Consider the following 19,246-nt stretch of genomic DNA (forward strand, 5'->3'; position numbering starts at 1 on the left):
CCGCTCGCGTTTTCTGGCACGCACGCTGCAGTGGACAGCGGATTTTGTCAGTCGGAACCGGGGTTTGGCGAATCTTATGACAGCCTTAAGCGAGGCCTTACAGCGCGAAATATATAGTTCTAAAGTGCGTAAGATATCCGCCGATACCTCGACTGCAGTACAGATGTTTTAACCTCGGGAGTATCAAATGTCAGTTCAGGCCATCAGTCAAAACACGGCGCAAATGCCGGAATTAACCACCACTACGTCCGGCACGACCGGCGCGGCGTCGGCTACCGCCCAGTCGACCACCGGCAAACCGGCTGGCAGCGGCACGCCGCCGGCGTCGTATAGCGTCAGCATCAGTAGCGCCGGTCGCGCGGCCCTCGCCGAAGCGACCGAAACTTCAGTTCAAACCGCGAAGGAAGCGGGCGCTGGCGATCTGCAGGCGAAGAGACTGCTCGCGAAAGAGGCAGCTGCAAAAGCAGCCTGATCGAGGAGGTAACGGGTTGGACCGGACCGCCGCCGGCATCTGGGGCGGTCCGGGTGGTACACAACGCTGTTCTCATAGCGGGTGCCGGTGGCGCTGCCCGCATAGAAAATCAGCTGCTTGAAGTTATTGGCGTGGGTCCAGCCGCCCTCTTCCGTGCAGCCAGCAAACAGGTCTTCTTTACCATCCTCTCCTCCGATCCCACTACGTTGAAATGATCTGTTTCCTACTTTCGTAGTAGACCAAAGCATAGTGAAACCAACCCTTCGCGGCTCTTTCACGGCGAGAGAGGGAACGTCGGTGAAAAAACTAATCGCATTTCGCAGCCACTGCGCTCGCGAACACCTCGCGCGGCTCCTGTTCGCGAAGGATGTATCCGAGACCGCGCAAGGTCATGATCTGCGCACTCGATTTCGTGAGATGTTTGCGCAACCGGTGGATATAGATATCGATCGCATCGGCGCTCGGTTCGTCGTCGAGGTTGAAGACGCTGTCCATCAGCGTCGTCTTCGCGACCGTCTTGCCCTGCTTCAGGATCAACGCCTCGAGAATCGCGTGTTCGCGGCGGCGCAACGGCAACGGCTCGTCGTGCAGCACGAACTCGCGTGTGTCGAAAAGATAATGCAGATCGCCGCAGACGAGCCGTTGCCCCTGGTCGCCGGCAGCCTGACGGCGAATCAGCGCCTTGATGCGCGCGACGAGTTCGCGCGCATCGAACGGCTTGACGACATAGTCGTCGGCGCCGACCGAGAAGCAGGACACCTTGTCATCGGTCGACCCGTTGGCGGTCAGCATCAGCACGGGCACGTTGTCGCGTTTGCGGCGCAGACGCGCCAGCACGTCCTTGCCGCTGATTCCCGGCAGACGGAGATCGAGCAGTACCGCGTCGTAACGCTGCAGGTTCAGCAGTGTTTCAGCGCGCTCCCCGTCCGGCGCCCAGTCCAGCGCAAAGTTCTCGACCTGCATGAGGTTGATGATCCAGCGCGCAAGATCGGCATCGTCTTCGACAAGCAGCAGTTTCATATGTCTCCCCTGGTTCCTGCTGTCGGCGCGACAGCTTCCCATAGCCGCATTTCTACGGTCACCACGAGCCCTATACCGCCCTCACCCGGCCCAAGCGTGACCGTGCCGCCGTGTCGATGCGCGATTTCCCGCACGATCGGCAAGCCAAGGCCGGTGCCATCCGTTCCGCTCGACGCGCGATAGAAGCGCTCAAACACGCGCGAGCGCGCCTCAGCCGTAATGCCAGGACCGTTGTCGACGACCCGTATCAGCGCCATATCACGGTCTTCGCTGCGATGCGCTTCGACGGTGACTCGACCACCCGCCTGCGTGTAGCGCAACGCGTTGTCGACGAGATTGGTCACCAGCGCCGCGGTCAGCGCTTCATCGCCCATCACGAACAGATCGTCTTCGAGTTCCGCGCCCAGGTCGATCTGCCGTGTCTGGGCGAACGCGATGAGTTCTTCGAGCACCCCGGCGATCACAGCGTTCAGATCGACCCGCTCCCGCACCCGGGAAGGCTGCGCCGATTCTGCCTGCGCGAGCAGCAGGAGCTTGTTGGTCAGCCTCGTCATCCGGTGGCTGCTCTTGTGCATGCCTAGCAGGGCTTCCGCAAGCGGCGCGTCGCGGTTCTCACGCTGGCGTGCGAACTGGATCTGCGCGTCGAGCAACGTGAGCGGCGTACGCAACTGATGAGCCGCATCGGAAATGAACTGGCGCTGCGTTGCGGTCTGCTCGCTCATGCGCGCGATGCAACGGTTGATCGCGTCGACGATCGGCCGCAGTTCGAAGTGAAGTCGAGCCACGCGAATCGGTTCGAGCTGCGAGGGATTGCGATCGGCGACATCGTCTTTCAGCTTCATCAGGGGAAGTAGTTCGAACGTAAGCCCGAGATAGACGAACACCATCGCAAGCACGAGCGTGAGCACCTCTCCCAACAGTTGAGGACGCAACAGTTGCCAGACCATCGCGTCGCGCGAGCCCGGCGTCTTCGCGACCACCACCGTGACCTCTTCTCTGCGCCCTGAATCGTACAGTTGCCGGACGTACGCGACGGCCCGAACGACGCGTCCGTCGTCGAGCCGCGTGGAGAAGAAGGTGGGGTCGTAACCGGCCCGGGGCGGCAGAGGCAACTCCGTGGTGCCGGCAAGCAGACGGCGTCCGCTCGCCTCGACACGGTAGAACACGCTGTCCTGCTCGGGGGACTCGAAGAGCTCCAGCGCAGCAGGCGGGATCTGCACTTCGACGCTGCCGTTATCCCAATCGATGTCTTCGCCGATGATCCGCATCGAGGACACGAGCGCATTGTCCTGCATCAGATTGGCTGTCGCCTGGGCGCTACGCAGGGACATCCAGCCGGAAACGGACACGAACGCAGCCAGTGGCAACAACAGCCACCAAAGCAAGCGACCACGAAGACTGCCCAGAAACACCGTACGCCTTTCCTCTTTCCGCTACCGGCGTGCCCGAAACGCCGCCGGCCTCCATGCCCAATGTCGCCTGCCGACGCGTGCCGGCAGACGGTTCGCTATGAACGCATTCATGCCCGGCGTAATCATCGCAGCACAGGGATCGCTCGCCATGCCGGGCCTGGAAATGGTCTTACTTGACCTGATTCACAAACTCATTCGTATAAGTCCTCGACAGATCGATGTGCTTGTCCTTGACCGACGGGTTAAAAGCACCAAGCACCTTCAACACTGTCCCGGGGCCGTCGGCGGGCATCTTGCCGTCCGCCGTGTACATCGGCAGCGAAGCCTTCAGTGCGCTGACGTAAAGCTCTTTGTTGCTGCCGTAGTAGTCCTTCGGCATCTGTGCGGCGATTTCATCCGCGCTGTGCGTGTGCAGATATTGCAGCGTCCGCACGAAAGCGCGCGCGAGTTTCGCCGCCTCATCCTTGTGACCGCCGAGCCACGCGCTCTGAACGTACAGGCTCGACGCGGGATAGGTTCCGCCGAGTGCCGCGCGGGTGCCGTCCACACTGCGCATGTCGACCAGCACACGGGCGTCGCCGGATTTGAGCAGCTGCGACACGGTGGGTTCGGTCGTCATGCCGGCGTCGATACGCTCCTGTTTGATCGCTGCGATAAAACTGTTGTCCGCCCCGACCGGCAGGAGCGTGTATTGCGAACTGGCAACGCCCTGCAAATGCGCGAGATACTGCGTCAGAAAGCTGGTCGAGGAGCCTAGCCCGGTCACGCCGAGCGTCTTGCCCTTCACGTCGGCCATGCTTTTGATCGAACCGGCGGCCTTGCTCGCCACCATCTCCACTTCGCCCGGCACCTGCCCGAACACGACGATCGCCTTCACTTCCTTGCCTTTCGCCTGCAGGTCGATCGAGTGATCGTAGAAGCCGACCACGGCCTGCACGGCGCCGGCGAGCAGTTCGTTCTCGGCGTCGACGCCTGCCGGTTGCGACAGCAGTTCGACATTCAGACCCTCGGCCTTGAAGTAGCCAAGTTGTTCCGTCAGGCGCACGGGAAGGTAGATGAGCTTGGTCATGCCGCCGACCATGATGGTCAGTTTTTCGGGCTCTGCCGCCCGGGCACCGTTCGTGACGGACGCGCCGACGCCAAGTGCGAGCGAGACCGCTACAGCAATGCGGACGGCGCGCGCGGCGACGCCAAAGGCATGCTTCATTGATGTGTCTCCGTTATATTCCACGCGCGAACCGGAGCGCGGGCCGGCGTCTGGTTGCGCCGTGGAAAATTCTATCGGCCCAAACCCTTCTCGAAGCTTTCGCGACTTCGCTTTTGGCGTGGAGTGCGGGTTTGTCCTGAGAACCCCGCGATCACATCGTTATGACCCGAATAATTCCCATTTATGAACGACCCACATCAGTCGGGCCGACCGGGAAAACCGCGCATGTTGGCAGAAAAATGACTGATGCACAACTCGGTGCAGGCGCTCTGTCGTGATTGTCACGGCTGCATCAGGGCGCGCGTTCGGAAAATCGGGCGCCGATTGCGCCGCCGGCCTCGCCTGCGAGAGCCAGGAAGATCGTAATGATCCTGTCCGGGCCATCGGTTTGCGATGGCCGCTTCGTGCATCGCGCTCGCCGTGGACTTTGGAAGCCGCGGCGACATCGATCATGATGTCGCCGAGCTATGGATCGGCGGCGACGTGTAGGGTCTAACTCCAGCGACCGCCCGTCGTTTGCACCGTCAGCCTGTTCGAAACGGACCTTACCCCTCGAACCGACCGTGCGACATTCCCGGCCCGCTGGACCTGTGCGCGCTGGGGCACGCGGCCAGTTAGCGTCACCGCGCCACTACGTGCCTGCACGTGAATACCCGAAGCATTCAGCCCCGATGCACGCGAGAGCGCGCGGCGAACGTCGCGAACCAACTCGCTATCCGGCCTGCGGCGTGATGCGGAAGTGGTGATTGGCTGGCTTTGCGTGGACGCACCGGTCGCCATGCCGCCGCTTGTCTGCGCATCCGCGTATGACGCGCAGATCGCGCAAGTCGCGACGGCCGCAATCGCGCCGATTATTCTGATTGCGCGGCTCGTTTTCACCATTTCTCCCTGGTCGTTTTTCCAGACCTGCCGTTCCTGCCGCGTCGTGCCACCGGCGGTGAGGCAACGAAACGCGACGTTACCTCGAGATTGTTATTCGCCCGCCTGATCAAATTATATTCTGCCATGACGCAGGAAACGCATGAATACAAAACACATTTTTAAATTGATCACGATCAATCTTCATTCACATCAAATACCACCCAATCATTAATCAATAACCCAGAGAAAACTTTTACCTACTTTACAGATAATATTCAACAACCAATAATCGTCTCAATATCCGTTGACGGCATCCGGAAGATATTTAAACCCGCACTTCAAAATAAAACACCTGGTTTGTTTTTTTAACTATCCGCAAGCCATATAACGCATCGATGAACCGTCGCATCAGCGTCTTGCCCCATCCTCGGAACGATGCCGTTGAGCACGCAGTGCTCCGCACCTGATTCAGTTATAACCCCCACAACTTTCGCTTTACCAGGCAACCGGCATTGCCACCATCTCGACATCGCCCCAGCCACTCGGGAAATCCACGATACTTCAAAAGCAGTTATTCACCCGACACACACAGCCCGATTCTCACACCAAACATCGAAAGCCAGCGTTAATATTCACGCACAACCCACATCACCACACAAAACAATCCCGCCACAATTTCATTTTCCGAAATTCATCTTTTATTTATTCCTGCACCTGGAGCGGTCAGCTAGAATTGCAACGGAATTGACGCATCTGCCGGCCTATCCGTCGCCGGTGTCGAACACACCGCAGCGAGGTTATTGTGAACACTTCAACCGGTCAATCCAGGCGCAGCGTGCCCAAGCCCGTCGACCTCGCCTTGCAGGGCGGCGGCTCGCACGGCGCCTTTACGTGGGGTGTGCTCGACCGCCTGCTCGAAGAGCCGTGGCTGCAGATCGACGGCATTTCCGGCACGTCGGCCGGCGCGATGAACGCCGCCGTGCTCGCCAGCGGATATCTGCAAAACGGCGCGGCCGGCGCCCGCACGGCTCTGGAAGACTTCTGGCGGCGGGTGTCGGACGCAGCACGCCTCAGCCCATTTAGCCGCACGCCGCTCGACGTGCTGATGGGCCGCTGGTCGCTGGATCACTCGCCGATGTTCATTTCATTCGATCTTGCCGCGCGCCTCTTTTCGCCGTACGACCTCAACCCCTCGGGTGTCAATCCCCTGACCCGCATTCTGCTCGACAGCATCGACTTCGATCACCTGCGTGAAGCGCCGATCAAACTCTTCATCACCGCCACACGCGTGCGCACAGGCCAGGGCCGCGTGTTCCGCAACGCAGACCTGACGCCAGACGTACTGCTCGCGTCCGCCTGTCTGCCGACCATGTTCCAGGCCGTCGAGATCGACGGCGACGCGTACTGGGACGGCGGTTACGCCGGCAACCCGACCATCACGCCGCTCGTGCGTGAATGCAGCGCGAGCGATACGTTGCTGGTGCAGGTGAACCCGATCGAGCGCGACGAAACCCCACGCAGCGCGCGCGACATCATCAGCCGGCTTAACGAAGTCGCCTTCAACGCGCCACTGCTGAAGGAACTGCGGATGATCGCGCTGCTGCATCAAGCCGCCGACGCCGGCAGCGACGAAGGACGACACTGGGCGGAAATGCGCATCCATCGTATCGCCAGCCCGATGATGACCTCGCTTGGGTACTCGTCGAAACTCAACGCGGAATGGGCGTTTCTCACGATGCTGCGCGACGAGGGACGTCGAGCGGCCGAGGCGTTCCTTGCCGAGCATGGCGATCAGATCGGCGTGAGTTCGTCGTTCGATCTCGACGCGCTGCTGGAAGGGGTCTGACAATGGGCATCGCCAGCGCGGGGGCGCTTTCTCGCGTGGCCGGTTCCCGCACGCATGTGTTAGGGACATAGCTCACCACATACCTGCTCGAAGATAGAAACTGACGCAGGCGTGACAGGAGTCAACGGCGAGGCAACCGTTCAGGATCATGACGTCGGGCGGTTAGCCGGTTCACCGCGAAAGTCGCGCTTTGGAATGACACGTTTCATGCTCGCGCTCCGAGGTCACTCATGAATATTGGAGTATTCGCCACGCTGGTCGCAGCGTCGCTTGTTCTGCTTCTCGGCGAAAAGCTCGTTGGATCGGTCGCGTTTCTGCGAACTTACTCCATTCCCGCTCCGGTCGTGGGTGGATTGATCGTGGCTCTCATCGTCCTGCTGGTACGCGTTGCATTTCATGTTCAGGTGCGATTCGACGCCGTTCTGCAAACGCCTTTGATGCTTTCGTTCTTTGCGACGATCGGTCTTAACGCACACCTGTCCAGCCTTAAGTCGGGCGGTCCGGTGCTGATCAAATTCCTCGCGGTCGTTTCCGGGCTGCTGATATTGCAAAACGTCCTCGGCGTGCTGCTGACTTTCGCTCTGGGCGTCGATCCGCTGTACGGACTCCTGGGCGGGTCAATCACGATGGCAGGCGGCCACGGCACCGGCACCGCCTGGAGCAAGGTCTTCATCGAACATCATGGGCTGGAGTCAGCGACGGAAGTCGCCATCGGCTGCGCGACGTTCGGACTCGTGGCGGGCGGCGTAATGGGCGGTCCAGTTGCGCGCCTGCTCATGCGCAAGCTCAGTAGCAACGAAATGCCGCAGACAAAAGTCCTGGCAGACGAGACACTGGCATTCGAAGAACCCAAAGCAGAACAGCCGACCACACCCGCGGCGTTTATCGCAACGCTTGCCCTGATCTCTGTCTGTCTGGCCGCAGGCGAAATCGTCTACGCATGGTTGTCCGGAACCGCCTTTGAATTGCCGAACTTCGTCTGCGTGCTGTTCATCGGCGTGGTCCTGAACAACGTGCTGGCGCTGATGCGTGTGCAACTTGCCCAGCATGCCGTCGCGCTGCTGGGCAATGTCAGTCTCGCGCTCTTTCTGGGGATGGCGCTCATGACACTCGATCTTTGGGGACTCGCGGCGCTCGCGTTACCTGTGCTCGTGATCCTCATCGCACAGACGATCCTCATGGCCCTCTATGCCGTGTTCGTGACGTTCCGCATGATGGGTCGCGACTACGACGCGGTCGTTCTAACTACCGCCCATTGTGGCCTGGGCCTCGGTGCCACGCCAACGGCAATAGCCAACATGCAGGCCGTCACCAACCGCTTCGGTCATTCACATGTCGCGTTTCTGATCGTCCCGATGGTCGGCGCATTCTTCATCGACATCATCAACGCGATTGTCATCAAACTATTTCTCCTGCTACCGTTTTTTCAATGATCCAGCGCCGGACTATCGCGCGGCCTGGCTCGCTGCGTGAACCGCGCCATACGCTGCGGCGGGAATCGAAAAACCGTGGCGCGAGGCGGCCTTTAGCGCCTCGACATCCGGTTCGCCTCTTCGCAGGTCGACCTGTTCGCCGAAGCTGAAACAGGTGAGTACGTATTCCACAAAGAGCCGCGTCTTCGCTGCGAGATATTTCCGGCTCGGATAGACAATCGACATACTCACTTCAGCGTCATCGATCGAATAGTCCGGGATGAGTCGAACCAGCGTGCCGTCCTTCAGATCGGCGGCTGCAACGTCGTGAGGCACAATGGCCGGCCCCATGCCAGCCAGCGCGGCCTGCCGGACCATCAATGCGTTGTTGACCGTATAGCTGGGCTCCAGCTTGACCGATTGTGTAGACCCATCATGATGACGGAAGCCCCACGCTGCGTCGCGCGACTCCTGCGGGAGCCCGATGAAACCATGCCGGGCGAGATCTTCGGGCGCCTCAGGTACGTCGTGTTGACGCAGATAGGCGGGAGACGCCACTGCAACCATCGGATTCGTCACAAGAGGATGTTCGACGAGTTCGGCGCCCGATGTCATCGAGCCCGTGACGAGTCCGACGTCGAAGCCGCCTTCGATGAGATCGACACGCTTTTCACTAAGGGTGACGTGCAATTTAACCTTGGGATAACGCTTCCGGTAGCCGTCGAGAAGGCCGGTCAGCGACGTCATTGAAAGCGCGCCGGCCGCAACGACGCGCAGTGTGCCACCCGGCTCGCCATCGCTGCATGATATCGCTGCCTCGAGTTGATCGAGTTCCTCCAGCAGCGAACGGCAACCGTCCAGGTACTGCGCGCCAGCCTCCGTCAAAGAGAGTGTCCGCGTCGTGCGATTAAGAAGCCGCACATGCAACTGCGCTTCAAGCATCGCGATCGCCCGTGTTGCAAGCGCATTGGAGACTGTGAGGTGCTGGGCTGCCCGGCGAAAGCTATGGTTCTCGGCCACCTGAACAAAGACACGCATCGCCTGAATGTGATCCATGGAACATCTCCGTCATGAGGTTGTCCAGACCGTCAGCACATCGTTTCAATTGGCGAAACAACGACCCGACCTGGCAGTTCCAACTGGGGATAGCATTTCCAATATGATGCGCCGGTCATGCATACGCGATTGTTAATGACAGTGTGTTGCGCCGCGGGTCGAACTTTCGGTTCCAACTGCCTCGCAAGACAGAAACAGTCGTTGCAATCATTTCAAAAACCCGCTGCCTCAATACGTCAATACAATAGGACCGCAGCAAGTCATTCCGCGGCCTTCGGGACAACGCTACAGAACAGGGAAAACAGGGAGCCAGATTGCACGCAAGCCAGAACGACGAACAAAAGTCAGGCCCGGCTTGCCCTCGCACACGGCAACGCCCGACCTATCGTGTGACGCGGGTCACGCCACCGCCACTCAGCACGCGCACCCGGTCGCCAGGGCTGATTGGCTGGTCGGCGTCCTGCGTCACCGCGATCAATTGACCGGAGTCGAGGCGCACGCCTATCTCGACACCGGCGCGGCGCGTGACACGCGATTCGACTGCATTGCCTGCCATACCGCCAAGCAACGCGCCGCCGAGCCCCGCGAGAATCGAACCGTTTCCACCGCCTATGGTGCTGCCCGCAGCGAGGCCGCCCATCGCGCCCCCCGCTACTGCGCCCACGCCGGTAGGTCCGGGCTGGATCGTCACGGGCCGCACTGTTTCAACCACACCCATCGTCACCGATTGAGCCTGTTGCGCCTGGCCAGGCGTAAAGGTGGAAGCAGAAGTGGGATGCGCGCAACCTTGCAGAAGACTCACTGCGGCCGGCAAGAGAAGGAGTGGCGCCAGATGGTTCAGTTTCATCGTTATCCTTTGCTCTCATAGTCGATATCAGGACCGGCCCTCGATGAAATAATAGGGCAAAAATCGACCGGTTCAAGGTCGGCGTTACCTGTCTCTTCGTGCCGGAGCGGCAAGCGTCCCAAAGCCGCTGGATGGCACGCGGGACATCCCTTCGATAGCAGCGGCCTGCATGTTTTTATGCACCAAAACACGCTATTTTTGACGGCTTTCCGATTTGAACGCTTCGGCGCGTCAATCAGGTCAGCGGCGGGCTTTCCCCATAAGTCAGCCGGCCGTTTTTCGATAGCAGAACGGCAACGGGCCTCGTCATCTCGAACTCGGAGAAGATGATGGTCATGCTGACTGTGATCGGCACTGCCAGGAAAGCGCCCGCCACGCCCCATATCGAAGACCAGATCGCCATGCTCGCCAGTATCGCGAACGGACTCAGGTTGAGCGAGTTGCCCATGAGGTACGGATCGAGCACGTTGCCGATCGCAAAATGGACGACGGTCAGCGATATCACCACAATGAGCACTTCGTTCCATTGCCCGAACTGCAGGACAGACATGAGCGTGGGAAAGACAATGCCGAGCACCGAACCGATATAAGGCACGTAGTTGAGGAGCGCGATGAGCACGGCCCATAGCCCGGCGAATTCAAGTCCGACGCCGCGCATCGCTATCCAGCACACGCCCCCCAGCAGAACGCCGAGGAGCGTTTTCAGCGCGAGATAGGCGCCTATACGCCCGTTGATGTCGATGATCACGCTCTTGATCCGCGCCGCGTTACGTGCATTCGCTGCGATATTCGTCAGCTTCTCGCCGAACGTTCGTTGCTCGACCAGCAGGAAACTGGCGTACAGGGCCACGACAAATACGTTGACGATCACAGACGACAACGAGGCCAGCATACCGGTGAGGATGGCCTGAAGATTGAACTGCGCGAGCATGTCACGCCGCAGCGAATCCCACGTGGGCTCGGTCTCGAGATGCAACAGTGCGGCGATTTTCTGGATCAGTGCGAGTATCGAATCCTGGTATCGCGGCGCCAATGCCATCAGACCGTCCCTGTTCGCCACCAGCATGTCCACCGCGAAGAATATCCCGGCCGCAATCAGAAATACGGAAAGGGCATACCGCAACTGCACAGGCAGCTGGCTCCCCACGACAGGAATGCGCTGTAACAGCCGTGTAAAACCGACAACCACATACACCGCGATGACGCCGAACACAATCGGAACGAAAACGGCGCGCCCAACGTAGAGCACCCAGCCCACAATCAGCAACAGCACGACAACGCATACGGACGCCTGCAATCTGTCGTTCATGTATCAGTGCTCCATTGAGCGGCGAACTGCCAACCTGTTCGGGTATCACTGCTACGGCCAGGCCGCCGGGCCGCCTTCCAGCACCCTTGCCCAGCACCGGACGACTGCCTTGAATGGCAGTCACGCGAGGACTGAACGGCGAGTTTCCAGCACCATTCAATCGATGCCACGACGGGTGCCATATTGCACTTCAGCTTCTAAAAGTGCGCACATTTCATGGGGAATATCTTCGCACATAAACCCTGTTTGCTATATAAAATGCTTGAAGGATCGTGTCTGAACCAGGCTCCTCCCACGCTGATCGCTTAGGAGTTCAATGTGCACAATCTGCCGGGTCCGTCGCCATATCGTGCTGCTCGTCTCGACATCGAATCCCTGTCACCACGGTCATTTGCCCGTGTGCCGTCAACCGGGGCGACCCTCGAGTCGATGCGATCACTGATGTGTGGCGGGCACGGCGTGCACCGGGTTGTCGCGATGTCCGCGCTGTCCATTGCGCTGGCGTGCCCCACACTGTCGCATGCCACGGTTTCCGTCCTGCAACCCCCGCGCGAAGCGACGACACAGCAGCCGCTTGAAGTCACGCTGATGTATAGCGGCGATCAAGAGACGCCCAGCGACTTCGAGATACCCTCCCAGCTTACAGTCACGCTCACGAACGGCGACTTGCCTCCGAAGCCGGTCGTCCTGACCCGCGAGCCGGGCGCACCGGACCATCTCACGTTGCCTGCGGGGCAGTTCCGCAAGATACGCTTTTCCGCTGCGTGGCCTGACTGGGCACGAGGCTTCCTGAAAATAGACGTGGTGGGCCTTGATGCCTCTCCGGTGATCGTCGCGCTTACCCGGACTGGACCTGGCACAGCGGTAGCGACGGCCGGGCAGCCTGCCGCCACGTCGCAAACGAGCCAGCCGGCGCAACCGGATCAGTCTGTCGTGCAAGCCTCGACGCAACCTGTATCGCCAGCGTCGGGCAACAGGCCGCTTCCAGGCATGGACAGCCTGTTCATGAGCCGCTTCTCGATTTTCGAACCGATCTATTTCGCAGATGGCTCGAACGGCAACAATATGGCGAGGTTCCAGTTCAGCCTGAAGTTCAGGGTCGCGATTCCGGATGATCCACGTTCGCGCGGTTTGTTCGATAACCTGTATTTCGCGTACACGCAGACGTCGCTCTGGGACATCCGTGAGCACCAGTCGCCGTTTCACGATACAGCCTACATGCCGCAGGTGTTCTACTCCATTCCGGACACAGGATGGACAAGCCCCATCTTCAAACAGATGTCGGCAATGGCGGGCCTCGGACACGAATCCAACGGACGGGATGGCGACGAATCACGCAGCATCGATATCGTCTTCGTGCGTCCCACCTGGGAAATCGGTGATACGCAGTCGAACCACCTGACGATCTCGCCGAAGGTCTACTACTACTTTCCCTTCCGAAAGAAGGACAACCCCGACATCGCGGACTTTCGTGGCTACGTCGATCTGCTCGTCAAATACGGCAGCCCCGATAGCTGGCAGCTCGCGACAACCCTGCGCAAGGGCACGAAAAGCTGGTACGGCAGCGTCGACACGCAGTTGACCTATCCGCTCGCGAGGATCTTTGGCAATAAATGGGGCGGCTATCTCTGGCTCGGTTACTTCAACGGCTTCGGCGAAACCATTCTCGACTACAACAAGAAGCACTGGATCGCCCGCATTGGCCTGGCCCTCGCGCGCTAACCATCAAGGTCATTGCCGCGAGGCGCCTCGACTACTGGTTCGCCGGTGGCGCCGGGTACGGCGGTGACGCACTGACCGCGGAACCCGCCGGTTGCCAGCCGCCACCCATCGCGCGGAACAACGCGACCTGAGCCTGCAGCTGCCCGACCTGCTCCCGCACCAGCGCCGCCTGGCTTTCGAGCAGTGCGACACGGGCCTGATCGATATCGATGCGTCCAACATCCCCAACCGTGAATTGACGCGTTGTTTTCCTGAGCACCTCGTTGCGTCGCGCGACCTCTTCGTTGCGCGCCTGCTGCAACTGTTCCTGCCGCTTCAATCTGGACAGGGCCTGCTCGACATCGTATAGCGCTCCCGAGGCGGTTTTTTCATAGGCACGAAGCGCCTGTTGCGCCTGCGCGTCCGACGATTCCACCAGCGATTCGCGCGCGCCGAAATCGATCAAGGGCAATGTCGCGGCCGCGCCGAACAGCCAGAACGTGCTCGGCCCAAGGTTCTGGCCGGCGATCTCCCAACCGTTGCGCGCAAGCAGCGCGCTCAATGAGAATGTCGGCCAGTAGTTCAGACGCGCGGCGTCCGACTGCTTCACACTCGCGAACAGCCGGTCACGCGCAGCGATAAGATCGGGGCGCCGCATCAACAGATCGACAGGCTGCCCCGGCGTGATGTCCGGCAGCGGCTTGGGCAGACCGCTGACGGAATTGAGCGTGGCGGTGAGCTCACCCGGCTGGACCGCGCACAGATTCTCGAGCGACAGCTGCGCAGCGGCAATGGCTGTCTCGACGTCCTGTTGTCGTGCCTCGACCTGCGCGAGCCCTGCGCGGGCCACGTCGATATCCGTGCTCAACACCACGCCCGCCCTGAAACTGCGCTCGGCAATGACGACGAAGTCGGCGGCTATCTGGTGGCTTTGCGCGAGCAGCTCTCGCTGCCGCAACAGGCCGCGGTAGCTCATATACAGATCGGCGACCGTCCCGATGACGCTGAGCCGCACGGCCTCGGCATCGCCCGCTGCGGCGAGCGTCGACGCACGCGCCGCGGCAAGACGCGCGCGCCCGCGACCGAACACATCGATCTCCCATTGCGTCTGAAGCCCTACGCGCCAGAACTCCGCATCGAGATTGTTGACCCCGAGAAACTCCTGAAACTCCAGCGAGGTTTCCCCGCCGTGGTAACGCGCAGCCTCAGCGCCCACGCCCACCGAAGGCAGCAGTTGCGAGCGCGCGAGGCGCACGCCGGCGCGCGCCTGATCGACGCGCGCAGCCGCAATCGAAATGTCGTAGTTGTGCGCGATCGCCGTCTCGATCAACTGGGTAAGCGCAGGGTCGTTGAACTGCGTCCACCACGCCGCGAGCTGTTCGTCGCTAAGGGACGCGTGCGTATCGGCGACGTCTGGCGACACCTCGTTGAAGTGCTGCGGAAGCGCCTTCGGCGAATCAAGTTTCAGCGAACCCGTGCAGCCCGATGCTATCGCCACCACGAGCGAAGCCAGCGGCAAATGACGCATGGCGCGCCACGTCGAACGGCGCGCCTCGCGCGACGCGAGAGACGACATCGGGCGGCTCCGGTTCTCAGGGCTTTCCATATTGGTCCCCGGGTTGCTGGCCTTCTTCCCACTCCGTACCCTTGATCGAGAAGAGCAGCACATAGAGCGCAGGAACTGCAACCATCGTCAGGACTGTCGCGAACGCAAGCCCTGCCATCATCGTGATCGCCATGTCCTTGAAGAAGGGATCCCATAACAGCGGAAACATGCCGAGAATCGTCGTGCCGGCAGCCAGCGCCACCGGCCGCAGACGACTCATCGAGCCATAGATCACCGCCTGCATGCGCGGCACGCCGGCGGAAACCTGACCATCGATCTCCTCCACCAGCACCACGCCGTTCTTGATCATCATGCCAATGAGGCTGAGCAGCCCGAGCAGCGCCATGAAGCCGAACGCTCCCCGGAACAGCAGCAGACCCACCGTCACACCACAAATCGACATCGGCACCACCAGCAGCACCACCAGCGCGGGCTTGAGGCGACCGAACATGAACAGCACCAGCAGGATCATCCCAAGAAAGCCCATCGGCAACTGACGGAACAGGCTTTCCTGGGCAATGCTCGACGATTCGTGTTCGCCGCCCCACTCGAAGCTGTAATCGGGCGGCAACGGAATTGCTTCAATCGCATGCCGCACCCGCTCGAACGCAGCCACGCTGTTGCTACCGTACGTTACGCCGGCCGACACGGTCAGCGTTCGAATACGATCGTTACGCGAAATGATGCTCTCTTCTGTCTGCGGCGAGACCCCGTCCAGCACGTCGGCAAGCGGCACATAGCGCTGTTGTCCAGCGCTGAAGACCTGCATCGTGAGCAGGCGCTCCATTCCCTGTTCGCTATCCGGTGCCCGCAGGACGATCGGCAGCAGCTGGTCGTGTTCCCGGAAGATCCCGGTGGTGATGCCTTCGGTGGCATACGCGAGCACGTCGTTCACCTGGCGCCGCGTCACACCGGCGGCGCGGGCGCGCGAGTCATCGAACACCGGCCGCACGACGTTGACCGGGTTTTCCCAGTCGTCGCGGATCGATTCCATGCCGCCGTCCTTGTGCAGGATCGCCTGAGCCTGGCGGCTCAGGGCGCGCAACACTCGCGGGTCCGGGCCCATGAAGCGCGCCTGGATCGGCGTGCCGCCGCCCGGGCCGAAGGCCGGCCGGATCACCGTCCAGCTCGCGTCGGGGAAGCGCTTCGCCAGTTGCTCCGAAATGGGCGGGATCATCCCGTCGATATCTCGCTGATCGTTGACCGTGACGATGAATTGCGCATATCTCGAGTCGCGGGTTTCCGGGTCGTAGACCAGGAAGAAGCGCGTCGCGCCCCCGCCGATATAGGTACCGATATTCGCCACGCCCTTTTGCGCGAGCAGGAACTTCTCCGCGTCGCGGGTCTTTTCAGCGACCGCGCGAATATCGGAGCCGAGCGGCAAGCGCATGTCTACATAGAATATCGGCGTCGTCGAGTTGGGAAAGAAGCTCTGTTCGACGAAGCGAAACCCCCACATGCATACACCCGTGAGCACCGCCAGAAAAATCACCACCGGCACCCGGCGGCCCGCCACCCAGCCCAGCACGCGCCCGTATTCCCGATACAGCCGGGAGTCGAAGGGATTGGGCTGCTCGCCCTCGTCGGCCTTGAACAGGTAATAGCCAAAGAGCGGCGTCAGTCCGATTGCAATCACCCAGCTGAACAGCAGCGAGATGGCCGCCACCGCGAAGAGCGACGCGCAGAACTCGCCGACCGCGTCCGGCGAAAGACCGATGCCCGAAAACGCGAGAATCCCCACCACGGTCGAAGCCAGCAGAATCCACTGACCCTGCTGCAGCACTTCATTTGCCGCGTCGACATGCGACATGCCCTTCTGCACCCGCACGAGCATGCCTTCGCAAACGACAATCGTATTGTCGGTGAGCATCCCCATGACGATGATCAGCGCACCCAGCGAGATCCGCTGCAACTCGATACCCGCGGCAAACATGACAAACAGCGTACCGAGAATCGTCAGGAACAGTTCGACACCGAGCACCACCCCCGCACGCCAGCCGAGCCCGATGCCCAGCGCCACGCCCACAATGGCCACCGCCAGCATCACGTCGAACACAAAGCCCTTGACAGCGGCGTCGACGGCTTCCGGCTGATCGTATAGCACATGCAGTTCCATTCCGAGCGGGCGGCTGCGCTCCAGCTCCTGCATCTTTGCCTTCACTTCCTCGCCGACCCTCACGACGTTCACCCGTGAGCGCGCACTGATACCGATCGTAAGCGCCGGCTCGCCGTTATAACGGATCAAATTCGTCGGGATCCTCGAGTATCCGTAAGACACAGTCCCCAGGTCGCCCAGCAGAACGGGCCCGGAGGTCGTACCCACCGGCAGTGAGCGGACGGCCTCCAGCGAATCCAGCGTGCCCGTGGGCGCGACCCGCATCAGCAGATCGCCCACCCGCTCACGGCCCGCTGGACGAATCTCGTTTTGCAGGGCCAGCGTTTGCGCGAGATCGTCGGTAGAGAGATTGTTGGCCGCCAGTTTGGTCTGGTCGGCCTCGACCGTGATCTGTTCCTGCTGGTTTCCAGCGATCACGATATCGGCGACATCCGGCAACGTCAGCAATTGCTTGCGCAACTCGCGTGCGTATTCATAGAGCTGCGCCTGGCTGTAGCCCTTGCCCGTGATGGCGTAGAACATCCCGTAGACATCGCCGAACTTGTCGAAGACGACCGTCGGGCCCGCGCCAGGCGGTAGCCGCGGCTGCACGTCGCTCACCTGGCGGCGCAGTTCATCCCACACCTGAGGCAGGTCGGCAGACGTATACCGATCGCGGATCTGGACGCGAACTTCCGAATAACCCGGCATCGAGCGCGAGCGCAGAAAATCGATCTGCTGCATCTGCTGGATCGAGCTTTCGAGCCGGTCGGTCACCTCGTTCTCCACTTCCTTCGCGCTGGCGCCAGGATAGAACGTGACGACGACCGCCGTCTTGATGGTGAATTTCGGATCTTCGAGCCGTCCAATGTTGATGTACGCAAAAAGTCCGCCGAACAGCGAAACGAGCGTGATGACCCACGCGATCAACGGCTTTTCGATAAGGGAGCGCGCGAGGCTCATTGATTCACATCCAGTGGCCGCACCGCCTGCCCTTCGGCGACGAACTGCGAGCCGCCCCCTACGACCTTGTCGCCGGCATGCAGATCGCCCGCCACGATAGCCGTGTTATCGCGGATCTCGCGCAGATCGACTGGCACCGCATGCACCTTGCTCGACCCGGCGTCATAGCGCCACAGCCTGTGCTTGCCGTCGGGCGCGACGGACAGCGCAGCGATCGGCACTGAGAGCGCAAGGTTCGCTGCCGGCGCCTGGTTCACGCCGATGCGCACGCGCACTGCCATGCCCGGCAGCAGCGTCAGCTGCGCGGGCTGCTTGACGCTGAACAGCAACCGGTACGAACTCGAGGTGGGTGTGCTCTGCGTGGCGTGCTCGCGATAGACAAGCGGGAACACGTTGTCCGGGCGGTCGGGCGTCCAGGCCTCGGCGCGCAAGGTGTTGTTGAGCGGCAGACTTTCGGCGATGTTTTGCGGCAGCTCCACACCGATTTCGATGCGCTCCGCGTTCTCCAGATTGAACACCGGCGCGCCTGCCTGCACCGTCTGTTCAGTTTCGATGGTACGTCGTGCGATCCGGCCGTCGAACGGAGCGAGAAGACGGGTATTGCGCAAGTCTCTGCGCGCGAGATCGCGTTGCACACCGGCGACTTCCACTGCTGCCTTCAACTGCTCGAACGCGCCACCCGACAGGATGTTTTCGTTGTGCAGCACCGCCTTGCGCTTGAGGTCATCGGCGAGCTGGGTGTACTGTGCCTCGGCGCGGCGCACCTGCAGTTCATAGGGTTCAGGATCGATTCTCGCGATCAGTTGCCCCTTGCGCACGCGTCCCCCATCGAGCACGGCGATCTGGACGACACGCCCGGATACCTCGAACGCAAGCGGCGAAATGCTGGTCTGCTCGACGCGGCCGGTGAACTCCCGAAGTTCGTTCGCCCCTTCCTGTGTAACCGGCACCAGTTGCACCATGCGCGGCCCGGTTTCGGTCGCGGCCTCCTGGTGTCGGCCACACGCACTCAGCAACCCGAGTGCCAGAACGACGACGATCTGCGAACGGCGCGCCGTTCGCTTTACCTCGTGCAGCACGCAGGACCGCACTGCAGGGCGGCTTTCGTGAGCGGTCATTCAGGCCCCTCGCTATGGTTAATCCTACCTCGCGTATGCGCGATATGACGACACCTGCCACCGCCTTCGGCGACGCCTCGATCGAGGCATCACCGAAGGCGCAATCCACGCAGACAGCGGCGCGGTTCTGGCGTCGACGCAGCCCGTGCGATGCAGGCAGGCGGCACGAGGCGAAGGCTACGCCGCCACCTGCGTGCCCGGATTCACGACTGTCGGTACTCGTGAGCGCTAGTAATCCACCGCGTCACGCACGATCGGACAGGTCATGCAGTGGCCGCCGCCGCGTCCACGCCCCAGTTCCGCACCGACGATCGTCACGAC

At 61.2% G+C, this 19,246-nt stretch carries 15 protein-coding genes; 4 read left to right on the forward strand and 11 right to left on the reverse strand.

From position 1 onward, the window contains the following. Window positions 1-187 precede the first annotated feature (187 nt). Window positions 188-472 (forward strand): hypothetical protein, encoded by a 285-nt coding sequence (locus P3T23_RS40195; RefSeq protein WP_429321628.1) that lies wholly within the window; start codon window positions 188-190, stop codon window positions 470-472. Window positions 473-778: 306 nt separating this feature from the next. On the opposite strand, the gene P3T23_RS40200 is transcribed toward P3T23_RS40195, so the two are convergent. The 4 genes from P3T23_RS40200 to P3T23_RS40215 all read right to left on the reverse strand — a co-directional run bounded on the left by P3T23_RS40200 (window position 779) and on the right by P3T23_RS40215 (window position 4,993). Beyond that, entirely contained in the window at window positions 779-1,492 is a 714-nt protein-coding gene (locus P3T23_RS40200; protein WP_429321611.1) for a response regulator, read from the reverse strand. Continuing rightward, window positions 1,489-2,904: a sensor histidine kinase N-terminal domain-containing protein gene (locus P3T23_RS40205; RefSeq protein WP_429321612.1), complete on the reverse strand. Its 1,416-nt coding sequence runs from the start codon at window positions 2,902-2,904 to the stop codon at window positions 1,489-1,491. The genes P3T23_RS40200 and P3T23_RS40205 overlap by 4 nt, the downstream gene beginning before the upstream one ends. A 169-nt stretch (window positions 2,905-3,073) precedes the next feature. After that, entirely contained in the window at window positions 3,074-4,111 is a 1,038-nt protein-coding gene (locus P3T23_RS40210; RefSeq protein WP_429321613.1) for an ABC transporter substrate-binding protein, read from the reverse strand. 492 nt (window positions 4,112-4,603) lie between these two features. After that, window positions 4,604-4,993: a BON domain-containing protein gene (locus P3T23_RS40215; RefSeq protein ID WP_429321614.1), complete on the reverse strand. Its 390-nt coding sequence runs from the start codon at window positions 4,991-4,993 to the stop codon at window positions 4,604-4,606. Window positions 4,994-5,774: 781 nt separating this feature from the next. Between P3T23_RS40215 and P3T23_RS40220 the strand changes: the two genes are divergently transcribed. Together P3T23_RS40220 and gltS are read left to right on the forward strand one after the other, a co-directional pair. Continuing rightward, window positions 5,775-6,818, forward strand: coding sequence for a patatin-like phospholipase family protein (locus P3T23_RS40220; protein ID WP_429321615.1), 1,044 nt, complete (start codon window positions 5,775-5,777; stop codon window positions 6,816-6,818). A gap of 230 nt (window positions 6,819-7,048) precedes the next feature. Next, a complete protein-coding gene (gene gltS / locus P3T23_RS40225; RefSeq protein WP_429321616.1) occupies window positions 7,049-8,251 on the forward strand; it encodes a sodium/glutamate symporter in 1,203 nt (400 codons plus the stop codon). Window positions 8,252-8,263: 12 nt separating this feature from the next. On the opposite strand, the gene P3T23_RS40230 is transcribed toward gltS, so the two are convergent. The 3 genes from P3T23_RS40230 to P3T23_RS40240 form a co-directional block, all read right to left on the reverse strand. Then, entirely contained in the window at window positions 8,264-9,286 is a 1,023-nt protein-coding gene (locus P3T23_RS40230) for a LysR family transcriptional regulator (RefSeq protein WP_429321617.1), read from the reverse strand. Between the two features lie 382 nt (window positions 9,287-9,668). Then, complete coding sequence (locus P3T23_RS40235) at window positions 9,669-10,133, reverse strand: hypothetical protein (RefSeq protein WP_429321618.1); 465 nt, start codon at window positions 10,131-10,133, stop codon at window positions 9,669-9,671. Window positions 10,134-10,368: 235 nt separating this feature from the next. Further along, a complete protein-coding gene (locus P3T23_RS40240) occupies window positions 10,369-11,442 on the reverse strand; it encodes an AI-2E family transporter (RefSeq protein WP_429321619.1) in 1,074 nt (357 codons plus the stop codon). Window positions 11,443-11,871: 429 nt separating this feature from the next. On the opposite strand from P3T23_RS40240, the gene P3T23_RS40245 reads away from it, so the two are divergent. Further along, window positions 11,872-13,164 (forward strand): phospholipase A, encoded by a 1,293-nt coding sequence (locus P3T23_RS40245; protein ID WP_429321620.1) that lies wholly within the window; start codon window positions 11,872-11,874, stop codon window positions 13,162-13,164. Window positions 13,165-13,195: 31 nt separating this feature from the next. Here P3T23_RS40245 and P3T23_RS40250 read toward each other — a convergent pair whose 3' ends face one another. From P3T23_RS40250 to P3T23_RS40265, 4 genes are all read right to left on the reverse strand, one after another. After that, the gene (locus P3T23_RS40250; RefSeq protein ID WP_429321621.1) at window positions 13,196-14,719 is read right to left on the reverse strand and encodes an efflux transporter outer membrane subunit; all 1,524 of its coding nucleotides are present in this window, start codon (window positions 14,717-14,719) and stop codon (window positions 13,196-13,198) included. A 16-nt stretch (window positions 14,720-14,735) separates the two neighbouring features. Continuing rightward, entirely contained in the window at window positions 14,736-17,807 is a 3,072-nt protein-coding gene (locus P3T23_RS40255) for an efflux RND transporter permease subunit (RefSeq protein WP_429321622.1), read from the reverse strand. Next, entirely contained in the window at window positions 17,804-18,925 is a 1,122-nt protein-coding gene (locus P3T23_RS40260) for an efflux RND transporter periplasmic adaptor subunit (RefSeq protein ID WP_429321623.1), read from the reverse strand. Before P3T23_RS40260 ends, P3T23_RS40255 begins: the two co-directional genes overlap by 4 nt. Window positions 18,926-19,153: 228 nt before the next feature. Next, a partial coding sequence (locus P3T23_RS40265) for an arginine deiminase family protein (RefSeq protein ID WP_429321627.1) occupies window positions 19,154-19,246 on the reverse strand: 93 nt, incomplete at its 5' end.

The organism is Paraburkholderia sp. GAS448 (assembly GCF_050435685.1).
Taxonomy (GTDB): Bacteria; Pseudomonadota; Gammaproteobacteria; order Burkholderiales; family Burkholderiaceae; genus Paraburkholderia.

Bases quoted from the DNA above. Each gene is read 5' to 3' on its own strand.
- P3T23_RS40195 (WP_429321628.1), top strand. From the start codon at position 188: ATGTCAGTTCAGGCCATCAGTCAAAACACGGCGCAAATGCCGGAATTA.
- P3T23_RS40200 (WP_429321611.1), bottom strand. From the start codon at position 1,492: ATGAAACTGCTGCTTGTCGAAGACGATGCCGATCTTGCGCGCTGGATC.
- P3T23_RS40210 (WP_429321613.1), bottom strand. From the start codon at position 4,111: ATGAAGCATGCCTTTGGCGTCGCCGCGCGCGCCGTCCGCATTGCTGTA.
- P3T23_RS40215 (WP_429321614.1), bottom strand. From the start codon at position 4,993: ATGGTGAAAACGAGCCGCGCAATCAGAATAATCGGCGCGATTGCGGCC.
- gltS (WP_429321616.1), top strand. From the start codon at position 7,049: ATGAATATTGGAGTATTCGCCACGCTGGTCGCAGCGTCGCTTGTTCTG.
- P3T23_RS40230 (WP_429321617.1), bottom strand. From the start codon at position 9,286: ATGGATCACATTCAGGCGATGCGTGTCTTTGTTCAGGTGGCCGAGAAC.
- P3T23_RS40235 (WP_429321618.1), bottom strand. From the start codon at position 10,133: ATGAAACTGAACCATCTGGCGCCACTCCTTCTCTTGCCGGCCGCAGTG.
- P3T23_RS40240 (WP_429321619.1), bottom strand. From the start codon at position 11,442: ATGAACGACAGATTGCAGGCGTCCGTATGCGTTGTCGTGCTGTTGCTG.
- P3T23_RS40245 (WP_429321620.1), top strand. From the start codon at position 11,872: ATGCGATCACTGATGTGTGGCGGGCACGGCGTGCACCGGGTTGTCGCG.
- P3T23_RS40250 (WP_429321621.1), bottom strand. From the start codon at position 14,719: ATGTCGTCTCTCGCGTCGCGCGAGGCGCGCCGTTCGACGTGGCGCGCC.
- P3T23_RS40255 (WP_429321622.1), bottom strand. From the start codon at position 17,807: ATGAGCCTCGCGCGCTCCCTTATCGAAAAGCCGTTGATCGCGTGGGTC.
- P3T23_RS40260 (WP_429321623.1), bottom strand. From the start codon at position 18,925: ATGACCGCTCACGAAAGCCGCCCTGCAGTGCGGTCCTGCGTGCTGCAC.